General features: G+C 43.6%; 12 protein-coding genes. 7 read left to right on the forward strand and 5 right to left on the reverse strand.

The genetic code is table 11. The features are described 5' to 3' along the window. Positions 1-181: 181 nt before the first annotated feature. Entirely contained in the window at positions 182-1,744 is a 1,563-nt protein-coding gene (locus L8106_RS12490) for a bifunctional pantoate--beta-alanine ligase/(d)CMP kinase (protein WP_039896177.1), read from the reverse strand. A gap of 114 nt (positions 1,745-1,858) precedes the next feature. Further along, positions 1,859-2,917: a septal ring lytic transglycosylase RlpA family protein gene (locus L8106_RS34350; RefSeq protein WP_009784670.1), complete on the reverse strand. Its 1,059-nt coding sequence runs from the start codon at positions 2,915-2,917 to the stop codon at positions 1,859-1,861. 402 nt (positions 2,918-3,319) lie between these two features. Here L8106_RS34350 and purM point away from each other — a divergent pair, with 402 nt between their 5' ends. Beyond that, positions 3,320-4,342, forward strand: a complete 1,023-nt coding sequence (gene purM / locus L8106_RS12500; RefSeq protein WP_009784671.1) for a phosphoribosylformylglycinamidine cyclo-ligase — start codon at positions 3,320-3,322, stop codon at positions 4,340-4,342. Between the two features lie 142 nt (positions 4,343-4,484). After that, a complete protein-coding gene (gene menB, locus L8106_RS12505) occupies positions 4,485-5,318 on the forward strand; it encodes a 1,4-dihydroxy-2-naphthoyl-CoA synthase (protein WP_009784672.1) in 834 nt (277 codons plus the stop codon). Positions 5,319-5,544: 226 nt separating this feature from the next. Here menB and L8106_RS32140 read toward each other — a convergent pair whose 3' ends face one another. Together L8106_RS32140 and L8106_RS12510 are read right to left on the reverse strand one after the other, a co-directional pair. After that, positions 5,545-5,772 (reverse strand): hypothetical protein, encoded by a 228-nt coding sequence (locus L8106_RS32140; RefSeq protein ID WP_156803658.1) that lies wholly within the window; start codon positions 5,770-5,772, stop codon positions 5,545-5,547. Positions 5,773-6,235: 463 nt separating this feature from the next. Continuing rightward, a complete protein-coding gene (locus L8106_RS12510) occupies positions 6,236-6,811 on the reverse strand; it encodes a DUF721 domain-containing protein (protein ID WP_009784674.1) in 576 nt (191 codons plus the stop codon). Positions 6,812-6,895: 84 nt separating this feature from the next. Between L8106_RS12510 and L8106_RS12515 the strand changes: the two genes are divergently transcribed. From L8106_RS12515 to grxC, 5 genes are all read left to right on the forward strand, one after another. Next, complete coding sequence (locus tag L8106_RS12515; RefSeq protein WP_009784675.1) at positions 6,896-8,116, forward strand: hypothetical protein; 1,221 nt, start codon at positions 6,896-6,898, stop codon at positions 8,114-8,116. Between the two features lie 19 nt (positions 8,117-8,135). Then, positions 8,136-8,810 (forward strand): PspA/IM30 family protein, encoded by a 675-nt coding sequence (locus L8106_RS12520; protein WP_009784676.1) that lies wholly within the window; start codon positions 8,136-8,138, stop codon positions 8,808-8,810. Between the two features lie 172 nt (positions 8,811-8,982). Next, complete coding sequence (locus tag L8106_RS12525; RefSeq protein WP_009784677.1) at positions 8,983-9,768, forward strand: PspA/IM30 family protein; 786 nt, start codon at positions 8,983-8,985, stop codon at positions 9,766-9,768. A gap of 369 nt (positions 9,769-10,137) precedes the next feature. Next, complete coding sequence (locus tag L8106_RS12530) at positions 10,138-10,386, forward strand: hypothetical protein (RefSeq protein ID WP_009784678.1); 249 nt, start codon at positions 10,138-10,140, stop codon at positions 10,384-10,386. A 45-nt stretch (positions 10,387-10,431) separates the two neighbouring features. Beyond that, positions 10,432-10,749 carry a glutaredoxin 3 gene (grxC, locus tag L8106_RS12535; protein WP_009784679.1) on the forward strand — a complete coding sequence of 106 codons (318 nt, stop codon included), beginning with the start codon at positions 10,432-10,434 and terminating at the stop codon, positions 10,747-10,749. On the opposite strand, the gene menD is transcribed toward grxC, so the two are convergent. Then, entirely contained in the window at positions 10,746-12,491 is a 1,746-nt protein-coding gene (menD, locus tag L8106_RS12540; RefSeq protein WP_009784680.1) for a 2-succinyl-5-enolpyruvyl-6-hydroxy-3-cyclohexene-1-carboxylic-acid synthase, read from the reverse strand. The two genes, grxC and menD, sit on opposite strands and share 4 nt — an antisense overlap. Positions 12,492-12,528 lie beyond the last annotated feature (37 nt).

Genomic DNA, 12,528 nt, shown 5'->3' on the forward strand with positions numbered 1-12,528 from the left:
ATGATTCCTTGATTAAAAACTCAGATTGACCCTGATCCACTCTGAAAAAGTGAATTGACGCTTATATCATATCTTGCCAAAAATGTCAAGCGTTAAAATTATGTCCTTAGAGGGTTGCGCCAGCAGAAGCAAATTACTTCTCTAAGATATTAGGGCAAATTTGGGTTAATCTGTCAAAATTTTATGTTAGTTGAGTAATTTTCTGGTGATAGAGACGAATAATTTCCTCTGTGACCTGTTTGATGGTCAAGCCATCGGTTTGAATTTCAATTGCATCTGCGGCTTTTCGTAGAGGAGCAATAGAGCGAGTGCTATCTTTATAATCTCGTTGAGCAATTTCGAGTTCTATCTGTTCGAGACTAATATCTTCCTGGCCCTGCTGTTGGAGTTCAAGTTGCCGACGCTGAGATCGCTCTTTCACCGAAGCCGTTAGAAAAATCTTCAGTTCCGCATCCGGAAAAACAGAAGTCCCAATATCCCGTCCTTCTGCCACCACACCCCCAGTCCGACCATAAGCTTGTTGCTGCTTCACTAACGACTCGCGCACCACAGATTGAGCCGCAATTGCCGAAACATTTGCCGTCACCTGGGTTGAACGAATTTCGGCGGTAACATCCCGACCATTAATACAAATACCAAGATGGTCTGGGTGAGGAATCAATTCAATCTGGCATTGATGAACCAACTCAGCAACAGCAGGTTCGTCGGAGATCTCAATTCCACTTTCTAGTACCAACCAAGTCACCGCCCGATACATCGCCCCTGTATCCAAAAACAACAAATTCAATTGTTGAGCAACTTGGCGCGTTACCGTTGATTTCCCCGCTCCGGCTGGCCCATCAATCGCCACAATCGGTTTACGGTTGCGTAAAATCAGATTATCAATCAAACGGGTTGTATTCACACGGGCTGCTATAGCCAACAGTCCCACCTCCTGAACTTCTGTTAACGGTGTCATTGTATCTGGATCAACAAGCTGTAAATATTCCAACTGAACCTCGGGTGTGGTGGCCAGTTCAGCTTGGACTGCCGAGAGTATAGCCGACTGATGATAATTCCCATCTAAAAAAACTTGCTTCCCTTTACACAGAGCGCGATAGAGTACCGTTGCCTGAGTTTGTTGTTGAGGGGTCAAATATTGATTGCGAGAACTATAAGCGAGTCCTGAAGCCTCTCTAACAATCGGACAAGCCACAATTTCAATCGGCCAGTTGAGATCTCTAACCATGCGTCGAATAATGGCTAACTGTTGAGCATCTTTGCGGCCAAAATAAACACGATGGGGTTCAATAATATTAAAAAACTTAGCCACAATCGTCGTCACACCTGGAAAGTGACCGGGACGAGCAGAGCCACACAACACCGAGATCAGATTAGACGGCGGAACAACACTGGTTTGGGGTTCAGCCTCTAATTCGCGATGATCCGGTTCCGAGATCCCTAAAATTTTCTCTACACTGGGCATAAACACAAGATCAACCCCCGCCTGTTTACAGAGCAATAAATCGTGATCTACAGAACGGGGATACTGTTTCAAATCCTCCTGCGGCCCAAACTGAAGAGGATTGACAAAAATACTCACCACCACAATTGCATTTTCAGCTCTAGCCCGCTCAATCAAACTCAAGTGACCTGGATGTAGACTGCCCATCGTCGGGACAAATCCGATGGTAGCCTGTGGGGTCTTTGAACTCAGATGGTTCAGGTCGCAGCGGACTGCTGCAATTGTCGTAAACAGGCGCATGATCTACAGTGAACAGTCTTTATAGTCAACAGTTTACAGTGATCAGTAAACCGTTTTTTCAGAGAAAAGGGAATAGAGAAGCGTTTTTCTTCTCTCCCTCTGTCCCGAACCCGTTTACTGTTGAGGGGCGAGAACTTCAACTTTAACCTGAGCAACACCACTGCTAATCATACCGATCTCTTGGGCTGCGGCTACTGATAAATCAATAATCCGACCTCCAGAAAATGGCCCGCGATCATTAATCCGCACGACTACAGAACGACCATTATTTGTATTGGTGACTCGTACTGCTGTCCCAAATGGTAGGGAACGATGGGCTGCGGTGAGTTCATATTGGTTAAATCGTTCTCCGTTGGCCGTCAATCGACCGTGAAAACCGGGGCCATACCAGGATGCCAGACCTTCAACGGCTTCCAACACACGGCGATTAAACGCATTTTTAGCGTCATTCAATTGATTATTTAAAGGGGATTTGCCTTCGATTTTGCGGAGAGGCGCTGCATAGCCCATTTGTCGCCGAAGTCGGTTTGTTGCTTGTAAGGCGTCTTCTGCGAGATCTTGGGTTGTGTCGGGCAGAATTGTTTCAGAATCAATGACAACGAGGGTTTGACCTTCGATTTCTATCGTGTAGTTTTGTTGCTCTTGGTTCCAGCGTACACTGATGCTGTTAGCATCAACTTCGTAGCGGTTCAGTTGATTGAGTTTCGCGGCAACTTCGCTGGCTCGGGAAACCGGATCTTGATTGTCTTGTAATGGGCGCTCAGAACTCGGCTTTTTCAGCGATCGCGAAGATTCTGAGACGGTTCCAATTTTAACGAGATTACCTTGATTGGCTGCTTTGACCGGATCTGCTTTTTCCACAAAGGTCAGAACCGGAATATTTCGCACATATAGGGTTGCTGCTTGGCGATTATTCCACTGATGGGCTTCGATAGTGGCAATCATCGCGCTTTCTCTATCACTGCCTGAATTAGACTGATATTCTCCCACTTTGACGGCAGTGCTGCCTGTTGCTTGTTTTGTGGTTTCTCCAACAGAGGTTTGAGTCTCCGTGAGTTTAGATGCTTCTACCTCTGGCAATTGTGGGGATTGTTCGGCGAGACTCGATAAGGAGACGCTAAAACTTGATGCCAACACCATCGCGGTTAAACCACTTAAAAGTTTGTGCTTCATATGCCAATTAACAAAAATAACCTTTGAGTCGAGTTTTCAGGGTTATCCCTAAATGAGTCAACTTTGGAGATCAACTCATACTCGGAACGTGTTCACCTTTGCAAAAGCAACTGCAACACAGTAACACGAACTTTGAATAATCGGAATCAGTATCAGTGATCACTTTTTGCCTTTGAGGTCAAACTAAACGGTATAGTTTAGCTTAAACTTCCCTTTAGATAGGCATTCTAAGAATTTTTACTTACCTGATTTTGGACTGATAAAATTTTCTGATAGATGACAATTGACCTCAAAATCCGTAGATAGACGTAAAAATCAACCATTCAGACCAGATATCTGATCCCTAAACTTGGTAATCTAAACAGTTGAGAACATCAAAGCGGACAACGGGTAAATAGACATATGGATTATCGAGAAGCAGGTGTCGATGTAGCAGCAGGTCGAGACTTCGTAGACCGTATACGAGACTCATGCCAATCAACTTATAGACCAGAGGTAATGGGAGGTTTAGGGGGTTTTGGCGGTTGCTTTGAAATTCCTCCCGGCTACAAACATCCAGTATTAGTCTCAGGAACCGATGGCGTGGGAACCAAACTCAAACTCGCCACTCAACTCAACTCTCATCGAACCGTTGGTATTGACTTAGTGGCGATGTGCGTCAACGATGTTCTCACCTGCGGCGCCGAACCCCTCTTTTTTCTGGACTATCTAGCAACCGGAAAACTCAACCCCGAACAACTCGCCCAAGTCGTCGAAGGAATTGCGGGCGGCTGTAAACAAGCCGGATGTGCCTTAATTGGGGGAGAAACCGCAGAAATGCCGGGATTTTACCCGGTTGGAGAATACGATCTCGCCGGATTTTGTGTCGGAATTGTTGAAAAAAGCCAAATTCTCAATTCTTCTCAGGTGAAACTGGGGGATGTAGCCATTGGTCTGGCCAGCAGTGGGGTTCATAGTAATGGATTTAGTTTAGTGCGAAAAATCGTCAGCGATCGCCAACTAAGTTGGTCTGAATGTCCGCCCGAATTTGCAGGTCAATCTTTAGGAGAAGTTTGTTTAACGCCGACTCAAATTTACGTTAAACCTGTTTTAACGGCTTTACAATCCGAGTTAGAAATTCATGGCATGGCACATATTACCGGAGGCGGTTTACCTGAGAATTTACCCCGTTGTTTAGGCAAAGATCAATCGATTCAGATCTATCCAAATAGCTGGCCAAATTTACCGATTTTTGAGTGGATTGCTCAAACCGGAAAGGTGAATAAAACCGCCATGTGGGAAACTTTTAATATGGGCATTGGTTATGTGGTGATTGTGCCACCCGAGCAAGCACAAACAACAATTAAATGGTTTGAATCCTGCCAAATATCAGCTTATAAAATTGGTGAAGTTATCAGCGGCTCAGGAGATTTAGTAATGGATTAAAATACCAGAATATATGAGAACAATTTCCAAGTCAATTGAGATAACTTTAAACGAAGGCAGAAAATAGAAGACAGAAGCCTTGTTAAAATTCTACTCCGGTACTTAGAATTTATTACGGTTTTAAATTACTACGGTTTTAAAAATGTCTATAGAATGGCAAACGGCGAAAACTTACGAAGATATTTTGTATCACAAAGCAGATGGGATTGCTAAAATTACGATTAATCGTCCCCATAAACGCAATGCTTTCCGTCCCGAGACTGTGAATGAACTTTGTCATGCGTTTAGTGATGCTCGCGAAGACACTCAAATTGGGGTGATTTTACTGACTGGAGCGGGGCCACATACGGATGGTAAATATGCGTTTTGTTCCGGTGGAGATCAGAGTGTGCGCGGAGAAGCAGGATATATTGATAATGCTGGAATTCCTCGTTTAAATGTATTAGATTTACAACGATTAATTCGGTCAATGCCGAAAGTTGTGATTGCTTTAGTTGCAGGTTATGCTATTGGTGGGGGTCATGTTTTACATTTAGTTTGTGATCTCACAATTGCGGCTGATAATGCAATTTTTGGGCAAACTGGGCCGAAGGTTGGGAGTTTTGATGGGGGGTTTGGTGCGAGTTATTTAGCGCGAATTGTCGGTCAGAAAAAAGCGAGAGAAATTTGGTTTCTCTGTCGTCAATATACGGCGGAACAAGCCTCAGAAATGGGATTGGTTAATTGTGTGGTTCCCGTTGAACAGTTAGAAGCAGAAGGGGTTCAATGGGCAACCGAAATTTTAGAGAAAAGTCCGATTGCAATTCGCTGTTTAAAAGCGGCATTTAATGCGGATTGTGATGGTCAAGCGGGGTTACAAGAACTGGCGGGAAATGCCACACTGCTGTATTACATGACCGAACAAGGCGCAGAAGGAAAACAAGCATTTTTGGAAAAACGAAAGCCGAATTTCCGTCAATATCCTTGGCTTCCTTAGAATTAAAAAATATCAGAAGTTCTTAGCAGAAAATGTTTGCCGGGGTGAAAATTGAGAGTAAATAACCTAAGATGCGGACAAATTTGTTTTCTTAAAGTAGAACTTGATTGCAACTCAAACCTGTTAAGAACTTCTGCTTCGTAATTGAGACTGATACTTAGTTTTCCGTCATTAGTGACTTCGTAAAAAAGAATGATTTAATTCGTAACTGGCTTCACTTCAGAGATTAAACAGCAACGGGAACAGTTTCCGGTAAAGCTTCGGTGGTCTGGGGTAAAATGACCATTCTTTGGGCTTCTTCCCAAGACGAAAACGCCAGCATCGCTAAGTTACAAGTTTTCCAACTGCCTTTAACGGGAGCATGAAGCTGGCTACAATGTCCACCTCTTCGGCCTTCTGGTGTGTAATGTTGGCAGCAACGACAGTATGAGGTCAAAGTGTGTGGGGCTTCCATGAGGTTCTCCTGTGTGAATCCATTTGATACTCTTTATTCTCCTAGATCGAGCCACCTGTATTAATTATCGATCAATCATTATTCCGTCTAAGTTTGAGCGATCCCCAACTCACAACTGAATTTTATATTTTTTTAAGATTTGGTTTATAAACAGATACAATTAAACCCTAAAATATTGAGAACTGTAAATAAAGGCGGATTGGCATAACAACAAGCTAAACCAAATGGGGATCAAGCTAAACACCTCAAGATACAATACAAATTAGACAATAAAAAGAGGTTTATACATCTGGATTTTGGTATAATAAATGGTCAAGCAAGACCGAGAAAATCTCTATCCGGGGACAGAGCCAAATCCGGGGATCGGACACTCTCTCAGGTAGAAAGTCAGAGTCGTTTCGGTCAGGGCTGTTTCCCAGAGGACGACCCAAAAACCTCAGATCGATGTCCAATCAATCTCAAACTAGGGATGAAGGCGTTGTTGACTAAAACACATCGCACAAACCGACCAACGCTGCAATTCTCCGGTCGGGGTTGGACAATGACAACAGGGACATTCAGGTAAAGATTGCGATCGCCGTTGAATCACTTCCGCCCAATTTTGAAAAGCAGTCTCAGGGGTGACAGCAGCAGAGGAACCCTCAGACGAGGCGGTAGGAGTCGAAGCCGGAACAATATTTGTAACGGAACTGGGATGGTGTTGAGGCTCGTCACCCAAATCATCCTCCGATGTTGAATAATGAGATTGACTGTGCCACAGAGCGGTAGAAAACTTGATATCATTCAAAGGATTAGAAAGTCTTTGATTTAACTGTCGAAGCATTTGCGATCGCCTGAAGGTGAGCTGCTGTGACCAGGTAGCACTCGAAGTCGCAACCCTCAAAACTCCCCGACTGATAGAAATCGGCCGAGTGTGAGCGATCGCCCGTTGACCGACCACAGTAGTCCAAAGATCAAGAATCGATTGGAGTTGCTGCTGTTCAGGAGTTAACAGCTGAACTTGTAAACAATCTAAAATCTGATTTAGCGATTGAAACATTAGTAAAAAAACTCAGCCCTAAAGAACTGCTAATTTTAATTTCAAGTCATCATTAACATTAAAAAACAGCGAGGAGTTCCCCGAATGAGTAAATCTTCTGTCGTCAACAGTTCCAAAACCTCAGATTCCCTGGAACCTGCATTAAAAGACGTTTTAGGGAGTCTAGATATTCAACTCGAAGACGAACTTTCCCGATATCGACGTTATCGACGTAAGACAACCCCCGCAACGACGGCTAAAAAGCCTTCTAACTCCTACACCCAAAAACCCTCAGAAGTGTTGTCAGTCTCAGACGGTGAAAATAATATAGAACCCAGTTCGACACCTTCTTCCCAGTCTAAATCATCGAGTTCTCAAACCTCATCGGGTTGGGAATCAGTGGTTTTACCGGGTTCTGCACCTCTCGCCCCTCGTTCTCCCAAAACCCAGTTACAGTCAGAACCCACTTACTCCAACTCATCGGATTCTTCTTTCACTTCATCCTCTGATAATACCAATGAACCCGATGGCTATCTCGAATCTTCTCAACAACTGGTTACAAGCTTAGAAGAACGTCGGGCGAAGCGTCGGCAACGGAGTTGGGCAGCGAGTTTGTTTACGCCTGTTGGAATTGGCTCAATGTTGCTGTTTCTCTTTTCCTGTATTGGTCTAGGCTATGTTGTGATGTCTCCGTCAGGAATGGCAACTTTAGGGTTAAATCGTTGGTTGAGTAAATTGAACCCCAACGCCCAACAAACAGACAAAACAACTGACCCCAATACAATTGAATCAATTGAACCTCAACCGAACTTAGCCGCTCGTGAATTTGTCGATCTCGATTTAGATACACTCAGTAATATTAATCCTAGTCCAAATCCGATTCCGGCTCCGGCGACTCAAACTCCGACTCCAACCAATGGTCAGAGTTTAACCCCTCCGAGTCCGTTACCGAGTGGCCCCGGAATGAGCAACCTCACCAACGAACTGCTTCCAGATCCGGTTCCACCAACGCCCAAACCCATACCCCAAACCGCGCCCGCACCCGCTCCCGTTCCCAAACCCGCAGCCGGAGCCGCTACCAAACCCAATACTAATCCGGTGAGAGCGAGTGATAGTCTGTACTACGTGGTGACATCTTACACTGATGAGCGAGGGCTAGAAAAAGCCAGAGAAGTGGTACCCGATGCCTATGTGCGAGAGTTTAAAACGGGGGTAAAAGTGCAAATGGGGGCGTTGGATAATCCAGAAGCCGCCAAACGGTTAGCTGAAGAACTGCGGGTACAAGGAATTTCTGTACAGTACGACACCCCGAAAGCAGGGCAATAGGTTGGGAGAAGATTGAATTATGGGCTTTTTTGATCGCATTTGGCGAGTGATTCGTGCCAACATTAATAGTTTGATTAGTCAAGCCGAAGATCCAGAGAAAATTCTGGAACAAACGGTGATGGATATGCAAGAGGACTTGGTGCAACTCAGACAAGCCGTTGCTCAAGCCATTGCCACCCAAAAACGCACCGAACGACAATGTTCTCAGGCGAAAACGACCGCCGAAGAATGGTACAGACGAGCGCAACTGGCTTTGCAAAAAGGGGAAGAACGACTCGCCCGAGAAGCGTTAACTCGTCGCAAATCCTATCTAGAAACCGAAGCGGCAATGTCGTCTCAACTCGAACAGCAAGCTCAAGTTGTTGATCAGTTACGGAAAAATATGCGAAAGCTAGAGAGTAAAATTAGTGAGGCGAAGGCGAAAAAAGACTTGTTTATTGCTCGGGCGCGATCGGCGAAAGCTTCGGAAAAACTCAACGAGATTCTCGGCAATACTAGCACGGGTGGGGCAATCAATGCCTTTGAACAGATGGAAGACAAGGTGATGCAGCTTGAAGCCCGTTCTCAGGCGATGGCTGAACTCTCGGCTAATGATCTCGAAAAACAGTTTGATGCTCTCGAAAGCAGCGATGATGATGTTGATGCGGAGTTGGCTGCAATGAAAGCAAAAATGTTACCCGGAAATAGTGATTGACGGAGAATCTAAAAAATTCAGTACCCAGCAAGAGGGCTAGATCCGGTAATAGGGTTAAACTAGAGGTAGTAGCTAGTAGAAGTTGGCTTTGAGCAACTGACTCTATACAGGTCGGTTAAATTGTCAACCTACTGCAATTAACTTTATAAACCGCTAAAGGAAAAACAACGTTATGGGACTATTCGATCGGATTAGCCGTGTCGTGAGATCGAACCTAAACGATATGGTGAGCAAGGCTGAAGATCCAGAAAAGATCTTAGAGCAGACTCTTATTGAGATGCAGGAAGACCTGGTACAACTCCGTCAGGCTGTGGCTCAGGCAATTGCTTCTCAAAAACGCAGCCAACAGCAATATAACCAATCTCAATCTCAATCCAACCAGTGGCTATCTCGCGCTCAATTGGCTCTGCAAAAGGGAGATGAAAACCTGGCTCGTGAAGCTTTGCAGCGCAAAAAGAGTTATGAGGAGCAAGCCAACACCGTTAAGTTGACTCTCGATCAGCAAACCGCTCAAGTCGATACCCTTAAACGGAACTTAATTCAGCTAGAGAGTAAAATCTCTGAAGCCAAGACTAAGAAAAATATGCTCAAGGCTCGGGCGCAAGCCGCGAAAGCGAATGAGCAGTTACAGGGAATGCTAGGTGGTATTGATGCAAGCGGCGGAATGGCAGCTTTTGAACGGATGGAAGAAAAAGTTCTGCAAATGGAAGCTCGTTCTCAAGCCGTAGGAGAATTGGCGGGTGCAGATTTAGACAGTCAGTTTAAAGCGCTTGAAGCCGGAAGCGGTGTTGATGATGAGTTGGAAGCGCTCAAAGTGCAAATGCTCGGTGGCTCGGCTCAACCCCAAGCTCAACTTCCCGCAGGTGAACAACCGGCTTCTACTCCTCAAACTCCCGCCCAAAAAGCAGAAGTCGATAGTGAGTTGGAAGAGTTACGCAAGCAACTCGATAATCTATAACTGGAGATGCAGGGAGTTGCGAGACAGCATTCAACTTTAGCTGTTTAAACTCTGCCTACCAAAACAGAAGTTGATAGCGAGTGGAAAGACTAACCTCAGCAACTCAACAAAATCGAATTGGGGAGACTTAGAGTTTGGAAATTGTGTTGAACAATGGCTCTCTGTTAAGAATGGGTTGAGGTTGTCGGAAAATTAACGACTTCGCACTCATAGAGAGCCATTGTTTCCAACTCTCCTCGGAATATTCCCTGACTCCGAAAAAATAAGAGGGTTGATTCTGACAGAAATTACAGAAAAGACTTGAACTTTCGGGGGGAAATCAGGAATAATAGGTTGGAGTCCTGTCATTGATCTGTTCTCAACTTAACAATGTCTAAAGTGCGTTTACTGATTCTCAGTTCCTTTGCTTCCGGCTTCGGTTTATGTTCCATTGTATTTTCTGTGTTTACAATGGCTTCTGAATTGAGCTTTGGGACAATGTTTCGGTTTCTCTTGACTTTGATTTTTTTCGGAATTAATCTTTTGTTTACCGTTCACTATTATGCTTTGATGCTCCGAGATTTTAAGCGGTTATCTCGCGCTCAAAACCAAATTCAACAAGTGACAACAACGTTTTAACTGAGTCGATTTCATCAAAAAAATAACATCATAAAACCCTAAATTATGTTTGATTTTCTTAATCCTATCCTGGGACGGCATCCTGAACAAGTTAAAGCTAATGTTGAAATTTATACTTGGCAAACCTGTCCCTATTGTATTCGAGCTAAGTTATTATTGTGGTGGAAAGGGGTTAATTATACTGAGTATAAAATAGATGGTGATAATACTGCCCGAAACCAAATGGCTGAACGGGCAAATGGGCGTCGTAGTGTTCCTCAAATTTTTATTAATCATCAACATATTGGCGGATGCGATGAGCTTTATCAACTCAATAGTCAAGGAAGTTTAGATCCGTTGTTAGCGGAAAGTGTTGCTATCTAAGACTCTAATTCAGTTGCTAATTGATTGAGTGTATTTTGCCGCCATTGTGCGTCTTGTTTGCGGTTTGTAGGAATTTCTAGCACTCGAATTCCTTGGGTTGGTAATGGGTTTAGATGTTGTTGGAGTTGATGCCAAGACTCGATTTTTTGATACTCTACTCCATAAGTTGTGCAGAGTTGAGAAAAATCAATATGTTGAGGTGTTGCAAAGAATTCTTCAAAAGGTGGATTAAATTCGGCAATGGGTAACAGTTCAAAAATTCCGCCTCCGTTATTATTAATGAGAATAATGGTTAAATGTCCGATCAATTTATTTCTGAGTAAAAATCCATTAGTATCGTGAAGTAAAGCGAGATCTCCTGTTAGTAATACACTGCTTTGATGACGATGAGCGATGCCTAAAGCTGTGGATAATGTCCCATCAATTCCATTTGCACCTCGATTAAAAAAGGGTTGAATTTCTAAAGAATTGGGCATCCAGAAAAATTCTACATCTCGGACAGGCATACTATTAGAGATAAATAATGGGGTTTTATACGGTAATATTTGTGGCAAAAGCCAAGAGATTTTTGGTTCTGTTAAGGCTTCAAGTGTTGTCATTTCTTGTTCTAATTTTTGTCTCACAACAGCTTCTTTATTCTGCCAGAGTTGGAGATAAGTTTTGTTATTTTTATGAGGTTTTAAGTCGGATAAACTCTCAGCAATTTGTTCGATATAATACCGCAAATGAATCGCTGAGTTGTGTAGAGAATTGAGGTTTTGATAGGTTTGATCGATAATAAAGGTTTGAGGGGAATTGTTTTTTAACCACGTTCTCAGTTGTTTACTGGTTGGTAAATCTCCAATTTGAATCACAATTTTAGGGGCGAGTTTTTCGGCACCGTTTGGATGGCGTAAAATTAAGTCATAGGTTGAAATTAAGTTCGGGTTAATGTGATGATAATTTCTCAGGGGAGATAACCCTTCTGCCAACACTGGCCAGTTTAAAAACTGGGATAGTTTAGCAACCGCTTGACTGTATAATTGAGGAGACTGGGGTTGAGCGACTCCCGAAATAATTAAGCCTTGTTGACAAGATTGCCATTTTTCAAGATAGGGGTTTAAATTAAGAGTAGAATGAAGAAGTTGTTCTGAAGAAACTATCGAAAAAAAATCGGAGGGAAACGTTGCTTCTAATGCTAAAGCTGCGGGTTGGGGGACAGGGATTAAAGGATCACGAAACGGACAATTTAGATGCACTGGCCCCGGTATCGGAACCTGCGTTCGTTCCCATCCATAGATTAGCGTTTGTCGCAGATAACCTAACAGTTCAAGCTCTAAAGAAGGGGTTGCAAGTTCGCTCTGCCACGTGGGATAATGACCGTATAATTTAACTTGATCAATTGTTTGTCCAGCGTGACAATTTCGTAATTCAGGCGGACGATCTGCTGTTAAAATTAATAACGGAACTCGACTTTCTCGAGCTTCGATAACAGCCGGATAAAAGTTTGCTCCTGCGGTTCCCGAGGTACAAACCAAAACAGTAGGTAAACCTGATTTTTTAGCGATTCCCAAGGCAAAAAAAGCCGCAGAACGTTCATCTAAAACGGGAATTGTTTCAATTTCAGACTGTTGGGAAAAGGCAAATGTTAGCGGGCTAGAACGAGAGCCAGGGCTAATAATAGCGGTGGTTAATCCTAGTTTGTATAGGGTTTCAACAATAATCGAAGCCCAGATGGTATTTATATTACGAAAGTCGATCATTATTCTATCATACTGAAGTTAACAAATCTATTCAATT

Source organism: Lyngbya sp. PCC 8106 (assembly GCF_000169095.1).
In the GTDB taxonomy this organism is placed as follows: Bacteria; Cyanobacteriota; Cyanobacteriia; order Cyanobacteriales; family Microcoleaceae; genus Capilliphycus.